This window comes from Stenotrophomonas sp. YJH_SMC_123, assembly GCF_059368215.1.
In genome coordinates, this window is sequence record NZ_JCAFRM010000001.1 from 275,997 (window position 1) to 299,562 (window position 23,566).

The 23,566-nt window shown below is 65.5% G+C and carries 16 protein-coding genes and 1 tRNA gene; 10 read left to right on the forward strand and 7 right to left on the reverse strand.

The window, feature by feature from the left end:
* The first annotated feature begins 20 nt into the window (after window positions 1-20).
* The 3 genes from ispH to AC5P5W_RS01320 all read left to right on the forward strand — a co-directional run bounded on the left by ispH (window position 21) and on the right by AC5P5W_RS01320 (window position 3,739).
* Window positions 21-971 carry a 4-hydroxy-3-methylbut-2-enyl diphosphate reductase gene (ispH, locus tag AC5P5W_RS01310; RefSeq protein ID WP_005408565.1) on the forward strand — a complete coding sequence of 317 codons (951 nt, stop codon included), beginning with the start codon at window positions 21-23 and terminating at the stop codon, window positions 969-971.
* A 198-nt stretch (window positions 972-1,169) separates the two neighbouring features.
* The gene (locus AC5P5W_RS01315) at window positions 1,170-3,053 is read left to right on the forward strand and encodes a M61 family metallopeptidase (protein WP_197574635.1); all 1,884 of its coding nucleotides are present in this window, start codon (window positions 1,170-1,172) and stop codon (window positions 3,051-3,053) included.
* On the forward strand, window positions 3,050-3,739 hold the full coding sequence (locus tag AC5P5W_RS01320) for a lysoplasmalogenase (RefSeq protein WP_197574634.1): 690 nt from the start codon (window positions 3,050-3,052) through the stop codon (window positions 3,737-3,739). Before AC5P5W_RS01315 ends, AC5P5W_RS01320 begins: the two co-directional genes overlap by 4 nt.
* Before the next feature lie 59 nt (window positions 3,740-3,798).
* Here AC5P5W_RS01320 and AC5P5W_RS01325 read toward each other — a convergent pair whose 3' ends face one another.
* Genes AC5P5W_RS01325 through AC5P5W_RS01345 form a run of 5 tightly spaced genes read right to left on the reverse strand, consistent with a single transcriptional unit; the run spans window position 3,799 to window position 9,816 of the window.
* Entirely contained in the window at window positions 3,799-4,506 is a 708-nt protein-coding gene (locus AC5P5W_RS01325) for a hypothetical protein (RefSeq protein WP_197574633.1), read from the reverse strand.
* Window positions 4,503-5,459, reverse strand: coding sequence for a hypothetical protein (locus AC5P5W_RS01330; protein WP_197574632.1), 957 nt, complete (start codon window positions 5,457-5,459; stop codon window positions 4,503-4,505). The genes AC5P5W_RS01325 and AC5P5W_RS01330 overlap by 4 nt, the downstream gene beginning before the upstream one ends.
* A 45-nt stretch (window positions 5,460-5,504) precedes the next feature.
* Window positions 5,505-8,303: a TonB-dependent receptor domain-containing protein gene (locus AC5P5W_RS01335; RefSeq protein WP_197574631.1), complete on the reverse strand. Its 2,799-nt coding sequence runs from the start codon at window positions 8,301-8,303 to the stop codon at window positions 5,505-5,507.
* Between the two features lie 14 nt (window positions 8,304-8,317).
* Window positions 8,318-9,286 (reverse strand): FecR family protein, encoded by a 969-nt coding sequence (locus tag AC5P5W_RS01340; protein WP_075076111.1) that lies wholly within the window; start codon window positions 9,284-9,286, stop codon window positions 8,318-8,320.
* Window positions 9,283-9,816, reverse strand: coding sequence for an RNA polymerase sigma factor (locus AC5P5W_RS01345; RefSeq protein WP_075076110.1), 534 nt, complete (start codon window positions 9,814-9,816; stop codon window positions 9,283-9,285). The genes AC5P5W_RS01340 and AC5P5W_RS01345 overlap by 4 nt, the downstream gene beginning before the upstream one ends.
* 232 nt (window positions 9,817-10,048) lie before the next feature.
* Here AC5P5W_RS01345 and AC5P5W_RS01350 point away from each other — a divergent pair, with 232 nt between their 5' ends.
* The 6 genes from AC5P5W_RS01350 to AC5P5W_RS01375 all read left to right on the forward strand — a co-directional run bounded on the left by AC5P5W_RS01350 (window position 10,049) and on the right by AC5P5W_RS01375 (window position 21,092).
* Window positions 10,049-12,922 (forward strand): autotransporter domain-containing protein, encoded by a 2,874-nt coding sequence (locus tag AC5P5W_RS01350; RefSeq protein ID WP_197574630.1) that lies wholly within the window; start codon window positions 10,049-10,051, stop codon window positions 12,920-12,922.
* A gap of 97 nt (window positions 12,923-13,019) precedes the next feature.
* Window positions 13,020-14,021 (forward strand): 2-hydroxyacid dehydrogenase, encoded by a 1,002-nt coding sequence (locus AC5P5W_RS01355; protein WP_049404415.1) that lies wholly within the window; start codon window positions 13,020-13,022, stop codon window positions 14,019-14,021.
* Between the two features lie 220 nt (window positions 14,022-14,241).
* Window positions 14,242-19,629, forward strand: coding sequence for an RHS repeat domain-containing protein (locus AC5P5W_RS01360; RefSeq protein ID WP_142234421.1), 5,388 nt, complete (start codon window positions 14,242-14,244; stop codon window positions 19,627-19,629).
* A 28-nt stretch (window positions 19,630-19,657) separates the two neighbouring features.
* The gene (locus AC5P5W_RS01365; RefSeq protein ID WP_227863666.1) at window positions 19,658-20,608 is read left to right on the forward strand and encodes an RHS repeat domain-containing protein; all 951 of its coding nucleotides are present in this window, start codon (window positions 19,658-19,660) and stop codon (window positions 20,606-20,608) included.
* The gene (locus AC5P5W_RS01370; RefSeq protein WP_197574629.1) at window positions 20,605-20,931 is read left to right on the forward strand and encodes a hypothetical protein; all 327 of its coding nucleotides are present in this window, start codon (window positions 20,605-20,607) and stop codon (window positions 20,929-20,931) included. Before AC5P5W_RS01365 ends, AC5P5W_RS01370 begins: the two co-directional genes overlap by 4 nt.
* A gap of 85 nt (window positions 20,932-21,016) precedes the next feature.
* Window positions 21,017-21,092 (forward strand) — tRNA-Thr (locus tag AC5P5W_RS01375).
* 93 nt (window positions 21,093-21,185) lie between these two features.
* Here AC5P5W_RS01375 and AC5P5W_RS01380 read toward each other — a convergent pair.
* Together AC5P5W_RS01380 and AC5P5W_RS01385 are read right to left on the reverse strand one after the other, a co-directional pair.
* Window positions 21,186-21,521, reverse strand: coding sequence for a hypothetical protein (locus AC5P5W_RS01380; protein WP_014646389.1), 336 nt, complete (start codon window positions 21,519-21,521; stop codon window positions 21,186-21,188).
* Between the two features lie 13 nt (window positions 21,522-21,534).
* Window positions 21,535-22,170, reverse strand: a complete 636-nt coding sequence (locus AC5P5W_RS01385; RefSeq protein ID WP_046429540.1) for a GyrI-like domain-containing protein — start codon at window positions 22,168-22,170, stop codon at window positions 21,535-21,537.
* A gap of 355 nt (window positions 22,171-22,525) precedes the next feature.
* Here AC5P5W_RS01385 and cyoA point away from each other — a divergent pair, with 355 nt between their 5' ends.
* Window positions 22,526-23,566, forward strand: coding sequence for a ubiquinol oxidase subunit II (gene cyoA / locus AC5P5W_RS01390; RefSeq protein ID WP_014646391.1), 1,041 nt, complete (start codon window positions 22,526-22,528; stop codon window positions 23,564-23,566).

The window sequence follows — 23,566 nt, forward strand, 5'->3', positions numbered from 1 at the left end:
GCCGCCGGGAGACTGAACTGATGGATGTGCTGCTCGCCAACCCGCGTGGTTTCTGTGCCGGTGTCGATCGTGCGATCGAGATCGTCAAGCGCGCGATCGAAACGCTGGGCGCGCCCATCTATGTCCGCCATGAAGTGGTGCACAACCGCTTCGTGGTCGACGACCTGAAGCAGCGCGGCGCGATCTTCGTCGAAGAGCTCGACGAGGTTCCGGACAACAACACCGTGATCTTCAGCGCGCATGGCGTGTCCCAGGCCGTGCGCCAGGAAGCCGAGCGCCGTGGCCTGAAGGTGTTCGACGCCACCTGCCCGCTGGTGACCAAGGTCCACTTCGAGGTCGCGCGCCACTGCCGTGCCGGCCGTGACGTGGTGCTGATCGGCCACGCCGGTCACCCGGAAGTGGAGGGCACCATGGGCCAGTGGAACCGCGAAGCCGGGACCGGCCAGATCTACCTGGTCGAGGATGTCGAGCAGGTCGCGACGCTGCAGATCAACCAGCCGGAAAACTTCGCCTACACCACCCAGACCACGCTGTCGGTGGATGACACGCGCGGCATCATCGATGCGCTGCGCGAGCGGTTCCCTGCGATGCAGGGCCCGAAGAACGACGACATCTGCTACGCCACGCAGAACCGCCAGGATGCTGTGCGCGACCTGGCCAAGCGCTGCGACCTGGTGCTGGTGGTCGGTTCGCCGAACAGCTCCAACTCCAACCGTCTGAGCGAGCTGGCCCGCCGCGAAGGCGTGGAGTCGTATCTGATCGATGGTGCGCACGAGATCGACCCGGCATGGGTGGCAGGCAAGCAGCACATCGGCGTGACCGCCGGCGCCTCGGCGCCGCAGGTGCTGGTCGATGGCGTGCTGGCGCGCCTGGCCGAGCTGGGCGCCACCGGCGTGGGCGAGCTGGACGGCGAACCGGAATCGATGGTGTTCGCGCTGCCGAAGGAACTGCGCCTGCGCCTGGTCGACTGAGCGCGGAAGGACGTCTGCAGGGTACGGCCCGCCACTACCCGGTGTGGGTGCGAACCGAAACTGATCTGGTGGGTGCGAACCTTGGTTCGCACGCCTTTGGCATGGCCGGGTGGGCGCACCGCCCATGACCTTTGGCCATGGGGCCGGCCATCGCACAGGCCTAGCATCGGAGGATTCCCCGTTGTTGGAAACTGCCTGATGAAGACCCGAGCCCTGGCGATGTCGTTGCTGTTCGCGCTGGCGGCCACGCCTGCACTTGCGCAGACCTCGCCACCGGCCAACGCGGCAGCCCCAGGACTGCTGCGCATCGATGTGGACGCGCGCGATCTGGCCCGGCGCATCTTCAAGGTGACCGCCACCGTGCCGGCCACGCCCGGCCCGATGACCCTGCTGTACCCGCAGTGGATTCCCGGCAACCATTCGCCCACCGGCCCGATCGACAAGCTGGCCGGCCTGCGCGTGACCGCCAACGGCAAGCCGCTGGCCTGGCAGCGTGACCAGTACAACGTCTATGCGTTCAAGGTGGACGTGCCGGAGGGCGTGAGCGAGATCGTCGCCCACTTCGATTTCCTGTCCTCGCAGGGCGGCAGCCAGGGCCGGGTGGTGATGACCCCGGAAATGCTCAACCTGCAGTGGAACGCCAACTCGCTGTATCCGGCCGGCATCGACGCGCGCCAGCTGCAGGCGCAGGCCAGCGTTACCCTGCCCAAGGGCTGGTCGTTCGCCACTGCATTGGAGACCGCGCGCCGCGACGGTGACATCGTGGTGTTCAAGCCGATCTCCTATGACCATCTGGTCGATTCGCCCTTGTTTGCCGGCGAGCACTACCAGCGCATCGATCTCGATCCGGGCGCGAAGGTGCCGGTGCACCTCAACGTGTTTGCCGACGACGCCAAATCGCTGAAGCCGAGCGAGGCGCAGATCACGATGCACCGCGCGCTGGTGCAGCAGGCCGACAAGCTCTACGGCGCGCGGCACTACAACCACTATGAGTTCCTGCTGGCATTGACGGACCGCCTCGGCGGCATCGGCCTGGAGCATCACCGTTCCAGTGAGAACAGCGCCGACCCGGGCTACTTCACCGAGTGGGACAACAACGCGTGGATGCGCGATCTGCTGCCGCACGAGTACACCCATTCCTGGAATGGCAAGTACCGTCGCGGCGCCGATCTGGCCACCGCCAACTTCAACACGCCGATGGGCGATAGTCTGCTGTGGGTCTACGAAGGCCAGACCCAGTTCTGGGGCCAGGTGCTGGCGGCGCGTTCAGGGCTGTGGTCGACCGCGCAGGCGCGCGACATGCTGGCCAACGTGGCCGCGACCTATGACCGTGGTCGCCCGGGCCTGGCCTGGCGGCCGCTGCAGGACACCACCAATGACCCGACCATCGCGCAGCGCCGCACGCTGCCTTACCGCAACTACCAGATGAGCGAGGACTACTACTCCGGCGGCCAGATGCTGTGGCTGGAAGTGGAGGGCAAGCTGCGCGAACTGAGCGGCAACCGGCGTAGCCTGGATGACTTCGCACGTGCGTTCTTCGGCGTCGGCAACGGCGACTGGGACGTCAACCCGTACACCTTCAACGACGTGGTCGCGACCTTGAACGGCATAGCGCCGTATGACTGGGCGACGTTCCTGCGCGCGCGCCTGGACGGCCACGGTTCGTTGACCGGCGGCCTGGAACTGGCGGGCTGGAAGCTGGTCTACCGCGATACGCCGAACGACGCCTACAAGGCACAGGAAAAACGCGCCAAGGCGGCGCTGCTGGCGTACTCGCTGGGTGCGACCGTGCTCGACAGCGGCGTGGTCGGCGACGTGATCTGGGACAGCCCGGCGTTCAATGCTGGCCTGGCGCCGGGCATGAAGCTGATTGCCGTTGGCGGGCGCGAGTACAGCAGCCAGCGCTTGAAGGATGCGGTAGCTGCGGCGGCGAAGGACAAGGCGCCGATCGTGCTGCTGGTGAAGCAGTTCGACCGCATCGAAACGATGAACATCGCCTACCACGGTGGCCTGCAGTACCCGGTGCTGGAGCGTATCGCCGGCAAGCCTGACCGCCTTGCGGACCTGTGGAAGGCACGATGAAACCGCGCGCCCGCGATGGCGTGATCCTGTTGATGGCGATCCTCGCCATCCTCGGTGCGTTCCTGCACGGCGACGGGCGCTGGCTGCATTGGCTGGCCAAGCCGACCACCACGCTGCTGATCGCTGCCATCGCCTGGCGCGTGCATGATCCAGCGCAGCCGTTCTACCGACGCGCGGTGCTGGCTGGCATGCTGCTGTCGTGCGTGGGGGATATCGCGCTGATGTTGCCGGTGGATGCGTTCGTGCCGGGGCTGGTCGCGTTCCTGCTGGCGCACCTCTGCTACATCGTCGCCTTCCGCGATGGCCTGCGTGCCGGGCGTGGCCTGCTCGCCGCCAGCGTCCTGCTCGGTGCGTTCGCTGTACTCAATGTACTTGGTCTGTGGCCGCACCTGCCCGCACCGATGCGCATTCCGGTGCTGGCATACGTGGTGGTGCTAGCCTCGATGGCGGTCCTGGCGCTCGCACGCCAGTGGCGGCGACCGCACACCGATGCAATGGATGCCAGCAGCTCCCGCTGGGCAGCCGCCGGTGCGCTGCTGTTCGTCGCCAGCGACTCGCTGCTGGCCTGGGACCGCTTCGCCGGCGGCCTGCCACTGGCCAGCCTGCTGGTGCTGTCCACCTACTACGGCGCGCAGTACGCCATCGCCCGCTCCGTGAAACGGCAAAAAGGGGACGGAGGGGATTAAGTCGCAGACGGCACCAAGGCACAAACGACTTAATCCCCTCCGTCCCCTTTTCGCGTTGACTATCGGAGGGTCGCGTTGCCGGAACGGCCCTGTGCGTCGAAAGAGAGGCGTGCGGACTGGCGATCACCGGCGACCTCGTCCGGCAGCCAGACCAGAGTGCCACCCTTGCGCACGATCACATAGACGTGGCCGACTTCACCGGGAGTGCCCGTCAATGCGTTGCGCTGTGCCTGCAGTGCCTGGGCCACGCGCGGCACCGCCTCGAAATCGATGTTGGCCAGCGCCGTGCTGCTGCGGCGCAGGGTGATGGTGGGCGCGAAGCGCTGCGGATTGACCGGGTCGCCCTTGCGCCACTGGCCGCGTTCGAAGTGGTAGCTGTCCACGCGTGACGGCTGCTGCGGATCCACCAGGTCCAGATTGATCCGGCCATCGTCGTAGAAGTGGATGCTGTGGAATACCGTCAGCCGGTGCCCGGCCAGCGCAGGCATCTGTTCCAGTGCCTGGCGGGCGGCCAGCAGGTAGTCCGCATCGAACAACCGGTTGTTGCGTTCGGGCACCGGCGGCAACCGCGGCTCGGTCATCGGCGCGAGCGAAGCGGGCCTCTCGCGCGCTGGCGGCATGGCGATCGGCGCGCTTGCGCTGTCGGCCTGCACCGAATGGCCCAGTGTTTCGCCCAGCGTCTGCAGGGCTCCGCCTGCCACGGCGACGCCGGCCAGCACCAGCAACACCACGGAGAACACCAGCCGGGTCGAGGGCGGCTGCTTCATACACCCTCCAGGCGAACGTTGCGGCGATCTTCCGGGTCGTACAACAGCGTGACCCGCTCGCGCGGAAGATTGGCCAGCTCGATCAATGGGATGAAGCGGCGCACGCTCACCTGCTGCACGCCACCTTCGCGGTCGATGTACTCCAGCTGGAACTCCACCTGCGGCTGCTCGTTGAGATAGGTGCCGGTCTGGCGCAGCTTCAGCACCTTCGCATCCACGCCGATGCCGCGATACTTCAGCGCGTCACCGCGGGCGTCGGCCTGCAGCAGCCGGCCGAGCAGGCGCAGGCCCAGCGCGTAGCCGCACAACACCAGCGGGCACACCAGCAGCGGATGACCGAGCGACAGGAAGGTCCAGCCCAGCCCCTCACTCTGCAGCCGATAGGCGGCCACATAGGCACTGGCCACCGCCACGATGCCGATCGCTGCGCCGACACCACGACGCCAGAGGCTGGCGACATCCAGTTCGGGCTGCGCTCCCTCCAGCACCACGTTGGGGAACGCGCCCGGCATCCGGCTCAGGCGCACCTCGATACGCTGGCCGGCCACGAAACGCTGCAGCTGCGGCTTGCTGTCCACCACCAGCATCTGTTCGTTGATGGGCGTGCCGGACAGGTTCTTGAAGCCCAGTTGCAGCTTCCACTGCGCGAAGCCGCGCACGTGCACGCCGGTCGGCTCGGCCTGTTCGATCAACGCGTCGCGCGGCTCACCGCCGGCCAGGATGGTGCGCACCCGATGCAGCGCGCGCGGCGGGCCCAGCAGCAGGTAGTGCAGGAAGGCGAGCAGCAGGGCCAGCCACAGGATCACCGATAGCGCGAGCAGCAGCAGGGCCAGCCATGGCGCGCTGCGGTCGGCCAGTTGCACCGGCCACGACGTGCCGACATAGAGGATGCAGGGGAAGGGCAACGCGAAGAACAGCAGGAACGCGCCCCAGAACCAGAGATAGGCCTTCATGGGGTGGTGGTGAACCGATGGAACAGGGCGCGTAGGGTACTACGCTCAGCGGATCTGCAGGGTCAGCAGGAAGTAGCGGCCGAGCGGATCGTCGAGCCCCGGCATCTGGCCACCGTTGCCAACCAGATAGTTCACCGGTTGCGTGTCGAGCACGTTGTGCACGTCCAGCGCGGCGACCACGCGCGGCCCCAGGCGTCGTGCGAGATGCAGGTTCCAGCGCAGCTGCCGGGGGTTCATGCAGTGGTTCTGCTCGCGCTGTTCCTCCGGGCATTCCGCACCGGGCAGCCAGGCGCGCGTGCGCCCCACCTGGTTGCCGCGCAGGGCGATGTCCCAGTTGCTGTTCTGCCACTGCACGTTCAGCACGGCGGCCATCGTCGGCGTGACATGGCCGCGCAGGTCCACCGTTGCATCATGGCCACGTTCGCGGCGCAGTTCCTGCTGCTTCAGCGCATCGAGCGAGAACAGCCACTGGCCGGTGCTGCCGGTATCGATGTGGTACTCCCCGCGCAGTACAAAGTTGCGCGAGGTGGTGCGGCCGATGTTGTCGAAGGACAGGCGCAGGTTGCTCAGGTGGCCGTCCTCGTCCAGCTCCCAGGTGCCGGGGTTCCACACCGCGTCGGCCGGTTGCAGGGCCAGGATCTCGTTGCGCAGTTCGACGATGTTGTGGGTGAGTGACAGCGAGAATGTATCGGTCGGCGTCCAGGTCGCGGCCAGGGAATGGCTGCGCGACCGCTCGGCCTTCAACGCATCGTTCTCCACCACGTCCACGGTGACGCTGCAGCGCCCGTTGCCGCTGCTCTGCGCGCAGTCGGGCAGGGCGCTGGAGGCCGGCAGCTCGATCGCACCGAAGTAGCCCGGGGGACGCCGCTGTTCGAACAGGCTGGGCGCACGATAGCCGCGCCCGCTGGCAAGCAGGAAGGACCACCGGGGCGTGGGGCTCCAGCGCACGCCCACGCGGGGCGAAAAGGCCTGGTAGTCGCCGTCGCGGTCCCAGCGTGCGGCCAGGTCCATGCGCAGCGTGTGCGCCAGGGGCAGGCCGAGTTCGGCGTAGGCGCCGCTACTGCGGCGCGCCAGGTGGCGCTGCTCCTGCGGCAGGCCCAGCGCCAGGTCACCCTGGCTCAGCAGGGCGTCGGGATGCGAGGTCCAGCGCTCCTGGCGCAGGTCGATGCCGGTGGCCAGCTGTGCAGCACCGCCGGCCAATGGCATCAGCTCCCGCTGCATGCCCCACCAGCCCTGCCACTGCTCGGTGCGCCCGCGATTGCGGATCGACGGGAACAACTGCTCGGCCGCGCCCGCCGGCAACGAGGTGAAGCCGGGCAGGAAATCCAGTGTCTCGGCGACCCGCAGCAGGGGCTCGGCGCGCACGGTGCCCGACGTGGACAGGCTGACATCGCTGCGTTGTGCGCTGATGCCGGCATCCCAGCTGCGCCGGCCCTGGTCGCGGCCAATGCCGAAGGTGACGTCGGCGTCGGTGGCACGTACATGCGGACGCACGTTGCCGGCTTCGCGCAGCACGCTGTTGAAGGTGAACCCGTACAGGCCGATGGCAACGGCGGTTGGACCAAGGTCGAAGCGTTGCCGGTTGTGGCTGGCCCGCGCCTCGGCGTAGGCATAGCGACCTTCGCCGCGCTCATGCCGGTAGCGCAGGTAGGTCGAGGCGGTATCCGAGGCCGGTTGCAGCGAGCGTGGTCGGGCGCTGTCGAACCAGCAGGCACCATCGCGCCGCGTCAATGGGCCTTCGCAGCGTTCTGCCGGCCAGTAGCGTCCATCGCGGAACGCGCCGATCAGGTACTGCGAGGTTTCCGCATGCCATTGGCGGCGATCACCGGCCACGTGGTCGATGCGGTGCAGGTCGATGCCGGCGAACCAGCGGTCCCCTCCGTCGCGCACGCCGCCGGTGGCCGCCTGCACGCGATACTGGCCAGCGTCGCCGCGCCCGCTCAGGCCGGTCTGCAGCATGGCTTCCGGGCCGTCAGCCTGGTCGCGCAGGATGATGTTGACCACGCCGGACATCGCGTCGGCGCCATAGATGGCCGAGGCGCCGCCACGTACCAGCTCGATGCGTTCGACGAAGCTGAGCGGAATTCCCCCAAGATCGGTGAGCCCACCCTGTTCCAGCGACACCATGGGATAGCGTGGCAGGCGACGGCCATTGACCAGGAACAGGGTCGCACGCGGGCCCATGCCGTCCAGGCTGGTGGTGGTGGCCGCACCCACCGGCAGGTACTGCGAATCGCCACTGCGCGAGGTGCTCATCGCCGGGTGGCCGTTCATGCCCGGCAAGTGCCGCAGCAGGTCGAACAGGCTGCCGTAGCCGCTGCGCAGGATGTCATCGCGGTCGATGATGGTGACCGGCAGCGTGGTCTGCACGGAGGTGCGCGGCAGCCGGCTGCCGGTGACATGGATCGGCGCCAGTTCCACCTGCGGCGGCGCGTCGGCGGATTTGTGTGGCGAAGGTACTGCGGGCGTGGCGCGTGCCGCGACCGACGGTGGCGATGGTGGCGCGGGGCGGGTGCGGCGGACGACGAATCCGCCAGCAGGCGTACGCAGGATGTTCACCGGCATGCCCGCGACCAGTTCCTTCAGGGCCGCGGCCGCATCGCGGTGGCCATGGGTGCCGGCCGTGCGCAGGCCATCCAGCTCACGCGCATCGAACAGCAGGGCAATGCCGCTCTGTCGCGCCCATTGCTGCAGGGCCGGCGCCAGCGGGCCTGAGCCAACATCGACCTCCAGGGTGCCCGCTTGCTCGGCCGCAGCGGCAGACGGCAGCGCGGGGATGCCCAACGCGAGGCAGAACAGGGTGCGGAGCAGCAGCCCCCCCTGCAGCGCGCCCGGTACTGCCATCACCGCAGGCCTCCTCAGTACGTGCGGCGCAGTTCCAGCGCGCCATCCGGTCGCGTCTGGCCAGCCACCGACCAGCCCAGTTCCAGTGCCGACAGCAGTTCCTGCGCGTCGCCGGCACGGAAGGTGCCGCTTACCGCCAGGCTGGCGATCTCCGGATCGGCGATCACCAGCGGCGTGTGGCCGTAGCGGTTCATGCGTTCGACCACGATCGATAGCGGTGTGGCATCGAACACCAGCTGTCCCTGCAGCCAGCCTTCAGCGGCGGCATTGGACGACAGTGCCGGACCGGGCTGGATGCGGCCCGACGGCAGTACCTGCAGTTGCTGGCCGGGCGCCAGGGTGTGCTGGGTGCCCCCGCTGCTGACTTCCACCGCACCTTCCAGCAGTGCGACTTCGACCAGGCCATCATGCAGGCGTTCCACCTGGAAGGTGGTGCCGATGTCGCGGATGGTGCTGTCGCCGGCGCGCAGCTGCAGGGCCTTGCCCGACGGTGCGACCTGCAGCTGCAGGCGGCCACGTTCCAGCACCAGGTTGCGATGGCGCCAACCGAAACGGGCGTGCAGGGTGGTGCCCGCATCCAGCGTGGCCACGCTGCCATCGGCCAGCGTCTGCAGCCGGGGCTGGTGGGAATCGTTGGCATAGCGCAGCGGCGTGGGGTTGCCGTCGACGGCAATCATCCAGCCGATCCCGATGGCCAGGCAGACGCCTGCGGCAGCGGCCACTGCCGGCAGCCAGCGACGCGGCGCCGGCCGTGCCGCACGTGCCGCGGCGGTGCGCAGCCACGGGTCGGCGGCCAGTTCCTCGCCCTGCTGGAACAGGGTCTCGGCCTGGACCCAGGCAGTAACATGGGCCGGGTCCTCGGCCAACCAGTCCTCGAACGTCTCGCGCTCGCCCGGCGTACAGTCCGGAGCCTCCAGCCGCGCCACCCAGGCGCTGGCGCGTTCGAACAGCTGCGTATCTTCCCTGGGCCTGGCGTGACTCATCCGTTGTCCCTGTCGTTGTGCAGCGGATCCGTTCCGAGTTCCTGGCGCAGGCCCTGCAGGGCGCGGGCGATGTGTTTTTCCACGGTCTTGGCAGTAATTCCACAGTGCCGCGCGATCTGCGTGTAGCTCATGCCGGTGATCCGGTTGAGCAGGTACACCTCGCGCGCGCGCTCGGGCAGCTTGAACAGGGCCTGCCGCAGCAGGGACAGCATCTGCCCGGACTCGGCCTGGCGCAATGGATCGGGCGACGTGCTGGAAGGCTCGTTGCCGCCATCATGTTCGGCGAGGGACAGATGCGGCCGCGACTGCGACGAACGGCCGCGGTCTGCCAGGCGGTTGCGGGCGATACGATACAGCAGCAGCCGCAGCTCGTCGGCACTGTGCGCGCGATAGCGGATCAACCGCTCCATGCAGTCCTGCGCGATGTCCTCCGCATCCTCCGGCCCGACACCGCGCGTGCGCAGGAACGCACACAACGGCGCGCGTTCCTCCCGCACGAACGCAATGAACGCGTCCGCCGGCGCGGACAGGTCCGGCGCGCGATGGATCAGAGGAGAGGGGGCGGACAGGGCTGGCCTCGGACGTCGGTGGCGGGTACGTCTTCGAGTTTTACGCGACGATGACCGGATGGGGAAGAGTGTGCGTGGCCCACGAATCCATTGTGAATGCGTTCATGTTTCGAGGGGCGCTGCACTGGGGGAGGGCGCACCGTCCGGACGTTGAACTTTCGACCCGTGCGTTGCGGGTGGAGAGAGAGAACACATGAAGCATTCGAAGTTGAGCCTGGCCCTGGCAGCGTTGCTGGGCATCACCGCCATGGCGGCGGTTGATGACGTCATGGCAATGAATTATCACGTGCAGGACGATCGCGTCTTCCTCAGCGGCGGCGTAACCGTTGCCGATGTGGTGGCGCTGCCCGCGCTGCTGGCCAAGGCGCAGGCCGAAGGACGCCCGATCCGCGAAGTCGTGCTGCGCACGTCCAACGGTGGCGCGCTGATCGCCGGCGAGTGGCTGCAGGCGGTGATCCGCACCCAGGGCCTGGACACGATTGTGTCCGGCCACTGCATTTCGTCCTGCTCGATCATGCAGTCCGGCGGCGTCAACCGTTATCTCGGCGGCGACCTGCCGCTGGTCGATTCGGTGCAGATCCATGCCGCCAGCAGTGGTGGCAGGATCACCTACGCACCGTCGCCGCGCATGACCCAGATCTACACCGGCAACTATGGCGGCGGCATGGATGCCGGCCTGCTGCACAAGGCCATGTATGAGGTGGTGCGGCCCAATGGCCTGCTGGTGTTCCGCGACCCGGCGCGCACCACGGGTACATCGGTCACCTTCGATCCGGATGGCAGCGGCAGCAAGCTGGAGTCGTTCCCGGGCCAGGACATCCGCGGCAACAACATCATCAACACGGCAGGCTATCGCGATCCGGGCGACACCCTGCATGTGACCAGCAACGTCAGCGGCGACATCAATCCGGGCTACCTGCGCACCGCGCGCCAGTTGCAGGCCTTCGTCGACGACGATTTCGCGCGCTGGAACACCGACTGGGCCAGCACCTACATCAACTACGCGGTGAGCCTGTACAACGTCTCCACGCGGGGGCCGAACGGCATCGGCACGCAGTCGCTGCAGCAGCTGCTTGCCGACCCCGACCTCCAGGATGAGCTGCGCGGCCAGTTGCGGCTGGCCGATCTGGATGCGTCCACCCTGGCAGGTTCGGCGGGCGTGATCCGTGTCAGCAATGGCGCCACCTGGCGCACCGCCGAAACCACCGGCGCCGATTTCATGCTGGTCGACAACGGCACCATCGCGCTGGAGGGCGGCGCGCTGCGTACCCCCGAGCTGCGGGTGATGCCGGGCAGCGTGGTGGTTGGCCATGGCGATATCGCATCGGTCGGCACCGACAGTGATGCGTTGCTGGATGGCACCGGCCCGTCCTGGCGCGAAGACGGCTTCAACCGACTGCGCGTGTTCGGCACGCTGATGCCGCGTGGCGGTGATCTGGTGACCCACGGCTACGTCAACATCATGCCCGGCGGGCAGGTGCTGTTCGATGTTACCGAGGCCGGGGGCACCGGCAGTGGCCGCCTGCGCGTCGGCAGCTTCTACGATGGCGGGGCCGAAGAGGGGGCGCTGGTGATCGCGCAGGGCGCACACCTGGCGTTGAACGTCGCCCAGGGCTTCTATGCCGGCGGCTACCGCCGCGATCTGGTGGAAGGGCCGATCTACCAGGGCGGTTTCCAGGATGCCGTGCGACTGGGCGACACCGGCTACAGCGCCAGCATCACCGCGGGCGAAGTATTCCGCCCGCGCCACAATTCGCTGCTCAGCTTCAACGTCAACCAGACGGCCGACGGGCTGTGGCTGACCGCCAACCCGGGCTTCGATCAGCTGGGCCTGTTTGCCAACGGCACCTCCGGCGATGGACTGGGGCGCGCGCTGGCAGCCGCATCGGATCGCCAGGACAGCGGCCTGAAGTCGCTGCTCGGCGCACTGCAGTTCGCCGACCGCGATGTGATCGCACAGCAGGCCGGCGCCCTGCGCGGTGATGCACACGCCAGCCTGCGCCTGGCCGACAATGCACTGCTGGGCAGCATCGGCAACGTGGTGCAGCAGCACCAGGCGGCGATGCGCAGTGGCGGCGATGCCGATGGCCTGGCCTCGCAGGCGGCGCAGTCGGTGTCGGCGCAGCCGGGCATGCGCCATGGCAGCCTGTTCAACCAGCTGGCCATGCATCTGGTCGAGCCGGCCGGCGAGGCTGCTGGCGACAGCCGCGCGGCGGGTGGCAGCCGTGGCCTGTGGGCGCGCGGTTTCGCCAGCCATGGCCGCATCGACGCCGACGGTGGCGTGGCCGGCCTGAGCCATAACATCGGCGGCATCGTGGTCGGTGCCGACACGCACGTGGCCGATGACCGCGTCACCCTCGGCGTCAGCGTGGCCGCCGCGGACATGTCGACCAAGGCCAGCGATGGCTCCGGTTTCAGTGGCGACGTGCGCGCGCTGGATGTGGGAGGCTACCTGGATGCGACCTATTCGCGTGGCTACCTGTCGGCGGCCGTGCGCTACACCGACCTGCGCCACGATACCCGCCGCAGCCTTTCGGCCATCGATGGCCTGAAACAGCCGCTGCGCGCCCGATACAGCAACGACGCGATCTCGGCGCGGGTCGAACACGCGTTCTCCTTCACCACCGGCAAGGGACTGGTGATCCAGCCGCTGCTGCCGGTGGTGGATTACGCGCGGACCTCGGCCACCCGCTTCAACGAAGAGCAGGGCGCTGGCGCGCTGGTGGGGCGCAGCGGCAGCCTGGAGAGCATCCGCGTGGGTGCCGGCCTGCAGCTGTTCAAGACCTTCGAGGGCAACAACGGCGAGCGCATCACCCCGCGTGCCCGCGTGGCCTGGCAGAAGGAGCTGGGCGATTCACAGGCGCGCTACAGCACCGGTTTTGCTGCGGCCCCGGACCTGGTGTTTGGTGCCAGCAGCCAGGCCGTGGGCGAGCAGGTGCTGGCCTGGAACGTGGGCGTGACCAGTCGCGCCAGCGAGCGCCTGTCGATCATGGCCGACTACGTGGGTGAGCGCCGCGACGGGCAGATCCGGAACGGCGTGATGCTGGGCCTGGGCTACCGGTTCTAAGCGGTACCCGGCCCCGGCGATATGCGTATCGCCGGGGCCATCCCATCAGGGCAGGTGCTGCGGTATGGTCGGCAGGGAACTCCCGCCAGGCCCCGTCATGCAGATCGCCGTCTTCAGTGCCCGCCCCTACGATCGTCGTTTCCTCGACGAGGCCAACCAGCGCGATGCGGCCGGGCAGGGCTTTGCATTCGTGTATTTCGATGCCGCGCTGGACGTGCATACCGCTGCGTTGGCACAGGACTGCGCCGCCGTCTGCGTGTTCGTCAATGACCGCCTCGACGCGCCGGTACTGCACGCGCTGCATGCGCTGGGCGTACGCGCCGTACTGCTGCGCTGTGCCGGCTTCAACAATGTGGACCTGGCCGCCGCGAAAGCGCTGGACCTGTTCGTCGCACGGGTGCCGGCCTATTCCCCCGAAGCCGTGGCCGAGCACGCGCTGGCGCTGGTGATGACGCTCAACCGGCAGACCCATCGCGCCTACAACCGCGTGCGCGAGGGCAACTTCATGCTCGATGGCCTGCTCGGGCGCACCCTGCATGGGCGCACGGTCGGCATCGTCGGCACCGGCAAGATCGGCCTGGCCACCGCGCGCATCTTCAAGGGCATGGGCTGCACCGTGCTGGGGCATGATCCGTATCCGTCGCCGGCCTTCGCCGGCGTGGGCGACAGGGTTGGTCTGGATGAACTGCTGGCGCGGGCCGACATCGTATCGCTGCATTGCCCGCTGACGCCCGATACCCAGCACCTGATCAACGACGCCTCGCTGGCGCGGATGAAGACCGGCGCGATGCTGGTCAACACCTCGCGCGGCGCGCTGGTGGATACCCATGCGGTGATCCGCGCGCTGAAATCGCGGCGGCTGGGTCATCTGGCCATCGACGTCTACGAGCAGGAAAGCGCGCTGTTCTTCCAGGACCTTTCCGGCGAGATCATCGACGACGAGGCCTTCCAACGCCTGATGACCTTCCCCAACGTGCTGGTGACCGGCCACCAGGGCTTCTTCACCGTGGAGGCGCTGCAGGAGATCTCGGCGATCACGTTGGGGAACCTGCGCGATTTTGCGGAGGGGCGGGTGTGTGCGAACCGGGTGGGAGCGTAGACACGCTGCGGAAGTGGGCCTCACCCAGTCCCCACCTGGGGTATTTACTTTGGGTGAATATCATATGAAGCTGTCGTGAAGGGGGGCTTGTCCTCCCTTGAAGTACAGGGGGCGCAAGGGACGGCGCAGCTGCTTTCTGGCCGGAACATGACGCCAGCACACGTCGGTGGATTACCGATCGTCTGGTGATTGCCGACGCAATTGGACAAAGGGATGTTCCATGCGTATCTGGCAGTGGCAGGCGTTGTTGGGCGCGGCATTGGTCGTGTCATCCGGGTGGACCTGGGCGAGTAGCCCGGTCACCCCGCATACCGAGTACTACAAAAAGATCAAGAACAGCGAGGGGCTGGCACCGCTGACCTCGAGCCTGTTCGGGGATAGCATCAGCCCCAGCTCGGGGTCGACCGAATTTGTCGTTACCGACATCGACTTGCCAGGCAACAACGCGCTGCCGGTGCGATTGCAGCGTCGTCTCGCTGTGCAGTCCTTCAAGGACCGGCAGCCGTTGGGGGGATTCGGCAGCTGGGACATCGAAGTCCCCTACATGCACGCCACCTTCGACTCCATCTGGAAGTGGAACGAGTCGGGTAATGGCGCCACCCAGCGTTGCTCGCAGACCTTCTACCCCAAGACGCGTACCGGCGTGGGCACCTTCGAGATATGGACCGGCGTGCAGGTGCGTGTCCCCGACCAGGGCGAGCAGGAGATGCTGCTGATCGCCAACGCCTCCAACCCTAAACCCACCAACGGTGAAACCTATCGCTGGGGTACTCGGGGCAACATGCGCCTCAGTTGCCTGGGCTCGACGGCCAATGGCTATCCCGGTGAGGGATTCCTGGGCGTGGATGCATCGGGGAATCGCTACTTCTTCAATGTGGGTATTGAACGAACAGCCGGTTTCATGGATCTCGGCCAGGGCGTAGGTTCAAAACTGGTGCGTGTTCTGCTGATGGCCAGTCGGGTCGAAGATCGCCACGGCAACTGGGTAGCCTATGACTATTCGGGCGACAAGCTGGTTGGCATTCGCGGCAGTGATGGTCGCGCCATCTCCATTGCCTATGCCGGGGACCGTATTGCAAGTGCAACAGCCAATGGCCGTACCTGGAGCTATGAGTACAACGAGGGCTCCGGTGCAATGGGATTCGCACGCTGGCCTGCGCTGCGTGCCGTGCAGCAGCCGGATGGTGCTCGCTTCGGCTATGAGTACAGCTGGCAGGACGGCGGATTCGGGGGCCTGAACCCGGAGTATCAGAGCTGGGATGGTGAACCGAAGCTCTGCATCAAGCCCACGTTCGAGCAGTCTGGATTCACCCTGATCGCGACCCATCCATCAGGAACGCGTGGACAGTTTGAGTTCAAGTACCTGCGCCGCACCCGGCTGGGTGTAAAAAGTACCGCTTGCGCAGACATGGGCGGTGGGCGCTACGCGCAACGCGCCTCCAATGCGTTCGACCTCTTCGCGATCACCAGCAAGACGCTGACGGGGCCCGGGTTGGGCAGTTTGACCTGGACGTACGAGTCGGGCGGATATGACTCGGGCCTGGCCAACTCCGCAGTGTCGACGATTGTGGAGCCAGATGGTACGCGCCGTCACAGTGTGTTCGGACGAAAACTCGACGAGAACGAGGGGCAGTTGCTGCAGGAGGCGGTGCGTGCGCCGGACGGTCAGATCGTCCAGGTCATCACCAATACCTATATGAGTTCGGACGAGGTCCAGGCCGGACCGTTCCCGGACAGCTACGGTTCGATGACCGCGGCCGATGATCCCTTCGCCGTCAAGATTCGTCCCCTGAAGCAATCTGTGCTCAGCCAGGATGGCGTCAACTTCGTCAATACGACCGATCAGTTCGATGCGCATGTGCGGCCGGTGGTGCAGACCGAGAGTAACTCGTTGGGGCGCGCGCGAACGCTGAGAACCACCTACTTCGACGACACGGGTCGTTGGATACTCAGCCAAGTCGCGCGCAGCACACAGAGCGTTGGCGGCGTTGAGATTGAGACCGAACGCACCGAGTTCGACTCGATGGCGCGCCCGCAACGTACCTACGCCTTCGGCGCGTTGCAGCAGACGCTGGGCTATCACGCCGATGGCACGCTCGCCTCCGTGGCCGATGGCAAGGGCAATGCCATTGCGCTTGGCAGCTGGAAGCGTGGCCTGCCGCAGAGTGTCGCGTACCCGGACGGCAGCAGTGCCTCGCTGCAGGTCGATGACAATGGCTGGGTGCGCGCAGCGGTGGAGCCCAATGGTGCCAGCCGAAGCTTCGACTACGACGGGATGGGCCGAATCGTACTGGCGACCCAGGCCGCCAATGACAGCGTGGCCTGGAATCCTTCTACAACGCGATTCTTCCAGGTGGCGGGAGCGGAGATCGGGCTGGAAGCGGGACATTGGAAGCGCGAGTCCAGTACCGGCAACGCACGCGCGGTGACGTACTACGATGGGTTGTGGCGCCCAGTATTGGAAGAGTCGTTCGACGCTGCGGACCGTGGCGGTACATTGCGCCAGACGGTGACCCGTTATGACAGCAATGGGCGCCTGGTTTTTACCTCCTATCCGACGCGCGCGGCGTCCGACTTCCGCTCGGCGCTGCCCGGCACCCATACCGGCTATGACGCGCTCGGGCGCCCCAATCGCAGCGAGCAGGACAGCGAACTGGGCCGGCTTGTCACGACCACCGAGCAGATCGGCGGAGGCAGCGTAAGGGTGACCAATCCGCGCGGCATTGCCACCACCACCGACTACTTGATGTACGGCAAGCCCAGCCAGGACACGCCCATCCGGATTCTCCACGCGGAAGGGGTAGTGACGGAGATTCAGCGCGACACGCTGGGCAAACCGCTGTCGATCCTGAGGCGCAACTACGATGGCAGCGTCAGTGTACGGCGCCAGTACGTCTATGACGGCGCCCAGCGGCTGTGCAAGAGCATGGAGCCTGAGACCGGTGCGACCGGCATGGGCTATGACGCTGCAGGCAATCTGCTCTGGTCTGCCTCGGGCCTGACGTTGCTGGGCCCTCAGTGCGACAGCGACGCTGCCTATGCGTCGCCTTCGCGGGCTGACCGCAGCTACGACAGCATGAATCGCTTGCTGACCCTGCGTTTCTCTGATGGCCAGGGTGATCAGGACTGGAGTTATTGGCCGGGCGGGAAAGTCAAGCGTGTGCAGACGCGCAACAACGGCGCCGTCACCACTAACGACTACACCTACAATCTGCGTGGACTGCCCACGTCCGAGAGCGTGGCCTACGACGGTGGCGAGGCCTGGGCGCTGGGCTATGGCTACGATGCAAACGGCGCCTTGGCAACCCATGTGCAGCCGTCCGGCCTGACGATCGACTACGGCCCGAATGCGCTGGGGCAGCCGACGCGAGCCGGAGCCTTCGCCACCAACGTGCGCTATTACGCGAACGGCGGCATGAGCGGCTTCACCTATGGCAACGGCGTCGTGCATCAGATGACGCAGAACGCGCGCGGCCTGCCCGATCGCAGCACCGACAGTGGTGCAGGTGGCAAGGTCATCGATGACGGCTACGACTACGATGCCAATGGCAATGTGGCGGCCATCAGTGACGGCCTGCCGGCAGCCCCTGGAAACCGCGACATGCGTTACGACGGCCTGGATCGTCTGACCACGGTGACGGCGGCCAGCTTCGGAAACGCAAGCTATGCGTACAACGTTCTGGACAATATCGTCACCGCCAGCGTTGGTGCACGGCGGCAGTCCTTTGAGTACGACTTCAACAATCGGTTGACGAACGTGCGGGATGTCGGCAGTGGTGCGACCGTGACCGGGCTTGGCTATGACAGCCAGGGTAACCTGAAGATCCGCAATGGCGTGGCGTTCCGGTTCGACTACGGCAATCGCCTGCGCGAGGTCGATGGCAAGGAGGCCTATCAGTACGACGCGCATGGACGCCGCACCCTGGCCAGTGCGCCCAATGGCAACATTCGTTCCCTCTATGGGCAGGATGGCGTGCTGCGCTATCAGCACGATCAGCGCCAGGCGAAGGGCTTTGACTATATCCAGCTCAACGGCAGCCTTGTTGCCAAGCGTGCCGTGGATATCGCGCCTGCAGCACTGGTCGTAACGGTTCCGGGTTACAGCGCGGACGGTGCGTTTGCGGTGCAGTGGACAGCCGTTGCCGGTGCGCAGCGTTACGAGGTGCAGGAGTCGGGTGGCGGTGACTGGCAGGCTGTCTATCAAGGGCCTGCGCTGAACGTTTCGCTGGCCGGGCGAAGCTCCGGCGTCTATCGCTATCGTGGCCGTGCCTGCAATGGCACTGTCTGCGGTGCTTGGGGTGTGGAAGCCTCCATCCAGGTGGAGCTTGCTCCCACCGCTGCGCCGGTGATCACTGCACCGGCGCAAGGTATCAACGGAACCTATTTCCTGAGCTGGTCAGCGGTACAGGGTGCCGCCCGCTTTGTGCTTGAAGAGGCCGTGGGTGGCGGATGGAGCGTGGTCTTTGATGGTGCTGGCCGCACCTATCAAGTGACCAGCAAACCGGCAGGCACCTATCGCTATCGGGTCAAAGCATGCAATCCACAGGGCTGCGGCGTCTACTCGGCCGAAGCGGCGATTACCGCGCTGTATGCCCCATCCGTACCCGCACTGTCGGTACCTGCTGCGAGCTACAACGGCAGCTACGCCGTCTCTGTTTCGAGCGTGGCACAGGCCAGCAGCTATCGCATTGAAGAACAATTCAACGGAGCAGCATGGACTGAGATCAACCGGATCAGTGGGAATCAACTGGCCATCAGCGGACGAATCGCCGGCAGTTACGCCTATCGTGCCTTTGCATGCAATGACGCCGGGTGCAGTGCGTCAAGCGCCGTAGGCAGTATCGTCGTGACATTGCCACCGGTCCAAGCCACGGCGATCAATCTCGGTGGCGTGAGCTACAGTTCAACCGTGAGCATGTGGTGGGGCGCAATCCCCGCAGCGACGAGCTATCAGCTGATGGAGCAGCTCAATGGGGGTGGCTTCGGACTCGCCCAGGAAGACGGTGCGACCGCCGTGGCCCGAGGCGGCCGCTGGCCGGGACAGTGGGACTACCAGGTGCGTGGCTGCAATGTCGCCGGTTGCGGACCGTGGTCCGCGGTAGCGGGCGTGCGCGTGATTGGTCCTCCGGCGACCCCGGTTCTGCGCGTGCCGGATGGGGTGGGAATCGGCGCGGCTTACTCGATCTCCCTGCTGGAAGTGGCGGACGCGACGCGCTATGAAATCGACGAAAGTACTGACGGCGCCAACTGGTCGCTGATTGCGGGGGATCGAGCCGTTTCCCTCAGCAAGGGCGGCGGAGGCAACTTCTACTACCGTGGTCGTGCTTGCAATCCCGCAGGCTGCAGCCCCAGTTCTGCTGCTGGCCTGGTTGCGATTTCCAGTGCGCCGGCCGTACCTACGGGTGTGAGGATCGTAAAGAGCGGCCCCAACATCTGCTCGGTCATCTGGAATGCGTCGCCGGGTGCCACCTACTACAACATGCGTTCAAGCAGCGGCGGCGCGACCTATAGGGCAGAAGGCATCGGCTACGACCTCGATACGCGCTGCCAGGGTGGTTACAAGGTGCGTGCCTGCAACGCGCAGGCGTGCTCGGCCTGGTCGAACTGAGGTGGGCGCGATGAACGCAGGAATGAAGATGCTGGTGAGTCGAACCGTAGGTGGGGCCGCGCTGATTCTGGGTGGACTGTTCAATCAGGCTGCTGCGGAGACGATTACCTATATCCATACCGATGCGTTAGGGTCACCGGTCGCTGAGACTGACGCGGCTGGCAGCGTTATCCGGCGTACCACCTATGAGCCCTATGGCGCCGTGGTTGGTGGGTCCGTTGCTGATGGGCCTGGCTATGCAGGGCACGTGAGTGATGCTTCGACGGGCTTGAGTTACATGCAGCAGCGGTATATGGATCCAATCCTTGGTGTGTTCCTTAGTGTGGATCCGGTGTCGCCCCAAAGCGATTCGGTGGGAGCATTCGGACGCTACAGGTATGCCAATTCGAACCCATATCGCTACTTTGATCCCGATGGCCGGCGAGCATGTGGCAAAGACACTGACTGCCAGTTGGAGCAGGGGGCATACGGTGGTTCTTCTGCAGGTCGAGGAACGATGGGCACGGGGGCAGTGGGAAGCAGGCAGTCAACTTCGGCGTCACCAAGTTACGGTCGCTCTCCGCAATCGACTGATCCTGCTTGGACGAGAGATCCTGGGCTGAAGCGGCAGATGGAGCGAGCTTGGCAGGACTCCAACCCCGATGCGCCAACTGTATTGTGGGGGCAACCTGGATCGCTGAAGCGGGAACAAGGAGGGTGGATCGTGGCTCCGAACCTGGTTGGCGCCCCTCAATTGATTCGTGCTCAACCTGGTACTCGTGCTCAAATGGGGCAGGATGTGCTTTTCAAGCCTTCAGAGTTTCAGTGTGGTTGCCGAGTTATAGGATTCTTCCATACTCACCCGAATACTCGGGAAGAGGGTTATCGCCCTGCAGCTAACGGGTATGACTATCAGTTCCTTGAAGAAATGGGAGTGCCTGGGATGATTAGAAGTCATGAGGGTTATGAGTTCGTACCTATCATGGAGGGACGCAGATGAAACGCTCAGTCATCTTGAAAGTGGGGCTGCTGTTTTCATTGCTGATAGCAGGCGGCTGTGCAGCGAAGGAGCCCCGAGGTGAGAAGGGGTTGGAAGGGCTAGAAAGATGCGTGACGACAATCGAGACTTACGTCCAAGAGACGAGGGGATGGAAACGGGAGATGTATCGCATTGCGGAGGAGTCTTCCGGCACCGCAGATATTGGCTTCTCAGTCCAGCACGTCCATGACAGGGTTCTGCTGCCAGAAGGTGGACTGAAGTCATTTCATGTTGATCTCGACCAGCGATGTTCCAAGGTCATCCGTGAAAGCCACTATCAGTAGCTGGTAGCGGCTTGTTGGCCCATGAAGAGGGTAGATGCGCAGCCATTGACCGCATGTTGCTTGTAGTCCTACAATGTCCAGCTAGGCCGGAATAGCTCAGTTGGTAGAGCGGCGCATTCGTAATGCGTAGGTCGCAGGTTCGACTCCTGTTTCCGGCACCAGTTGTAGTTAAAAGCCCCGGCCTTTGGTCGGGGCTTTTTGTTTGCGCCCGCCGGTTATCATAGGATGGTGACCTCACTGAAGGCTGCAAGCCTTCAGCAACGTCTCGTCATCCCCGCATCCCGTGCCAGCCACCACGCGAGCTGCCGGAGATAACCACCCGCTGCTCCCGCCGATGCACCGATCAGCAGGTGTGCGAGCACCCTGATCCCACGCGCGGCCCGCTCCCGCACCCAAGGCAGGACCGCCACCACCTGCGCACCCAGCAACAGCATCAGTACGTCCAGGCCCAGCGCATCCACCACCGGCAACAACGGCAGCAGATCCGGATTGCAGGCCAGCACGATCACCAGCGCGGCACCCAGCACGGCCATCAGGCGGCGCCCGGCGGGCAGGGTGGTCCAGTGCAGCAGTCGGTTGATCAGGTGCATGGCATTCCTTGTGTCATGTGCCGGAATCCTCATCAGGCTTGATCGGCCGCACCGGCTGCCGCAGCACGGTTTTCAACCGCGCCGCGTCGGTCCTGCGCGGGTCGCTCAGGTAGATCTCATGATGGGGGCCGGCGAAGGTGTAACCCAGTGCGGGCATCACTTCCTCATGCAGATGCGCCAGGACGGGGCCTTCGTCGTCGTAGGCGCCCACGTGCAAGGTCTGCAGGCTGGGGCCCTCGGCAAGGATTTCATTGCGGAGGCTGGGCGGCGCATCCCCCAGCTTCGCGCGCGCCTTGCTGATCGCGGCCTGCCACTGCGTAGGGCCGATGCCCTCGGGCGTGCGGATCATTACGGTCCAGGCCCACTCGTCCTTGCGTCGCGCGATGAAGCTGGCCGGGTCCTCGGCGCTCCACAGCGCCTCCAGCGGTGGCACCACGTAGTCGCGCCCTTCGGCCTTCAGCGCGAACTTCAATGCATAGCTCACCGAATACAGCCACTGCACGGCCTGCAGGTAGGCGGGGGCCGTGTTCGGGTCGCCGCGACCATCGACCATCACGTAGGGCAGGGGCGGCACATCGACCGGTACGAACCTGCCGGCGGGCGGTTGATAGAGCGCCTGGTCGCGCTTCTTGAAGTCGATCTTGTCCATCGGGGGCTTCCTCCTGTGCAGAGCATCCCACGCCAGGCACCCGCCAGTACGCTGAACCGGTTCAGGTGACTTTGCCGAACGAGGGCGAATGGCCCCACGAGCGCGCGGGGCCGCGACGCAGTCCTGGGTCATGCGCCCGTCACACCTGCGCGGTGCGACAACGTGTCGCAGCCAGAATCGGGCCTTTCCTGCGCTCGATCAATGTCAATGCCTTTCTTAAATGGTGGGTGACGGCCTAAAATTGAAAGGCTGACTCGACCCCACCTCCCTGCCTGTCTTCCGGACCGGTGGGACCGGCTTTTGGCCGGAACAGGCAGGGACGGGGAACGGCATTCCCTCGCAATTGGATCGACCGATGATTCCGTTGAAAACCCTTGGGCGCTGGTTGCGCCCGGGCCTGCTGCTGTCGTTGCTGGTGATGCTCACCGGTTGCGATGCGGTGGCCATCCTCAGTCCGAAGGGCCAGATCGGCCAGGATGAGAAGACCCTGCTGATCACGGCCACCGTGCTCATGCTGCTGGTCGTCATCCCGGTCATCATCATGACCCTGACGTTCGCGTGGAAGTATCGCGCCTCCAACACCAAGGCCCGTTACGAGCCGAAGTGGTCCCACTCGACGGCGATCGAGGTGGTGGTGTGGTCCATTCCCTGCATGATCGTGCTGGTGCTGGCGGTCCTGACCTGGCGTTCGTCGCACGCACTGGACCCGTATCGTCCGCTGGATTCGGACGTCAAGCCGGTCACCATCGAGGCGATCTCGCTGGACTGGAAGTGGCTGTTCATCTATCCGGAAGAGAAGGTGGCGGTCGTCAACGAAATCAAGTTCCCGGTCAACACGCCGCTGAACTTCAAGATCACGTCCGATTCGGTGATGAATGCGTTCTTCATCCCGCACCTGGGCAGCATGATCTATTCGATGGCTGCGATGGAGACCAAGCTCCACCTGATCGCCAACGAGACCGGCGAATTCCCGGGCATGTCCTCGCACTACAGCGGCGCGGGCTTCGCCAAGATGCACTTCACCGCCTACTCGGTCACCGATGCCGAATACCGCCAGTGGCTGGACCAGGTCCGCGCCGGTGAGCAGACCCTGGACAAGGCCTCGTTCAAGGCGCTGGGTGAAGCACGCAACGCCGAGTGGTATCCGGTCACCTACTTCGGCAAGACCGAAGAAGGCCTGTTCGACTGGGTCATCGCCAAGCACATGGGCGACAACAAGCATTACGGCATGAAGCACTCGCATGCCGGTGCCGCCGCTGCCGATGCCGCCACCCATGAAGCGCACGAGGGCCATGCCCCCAGTGATGCGCATGATTCCAAGGAATCGGGTGAAAACCTGGATGCCAACGAACACGAACACGCAGGCCATGCCGGCCACGCGGGTTCGGGAGAATGA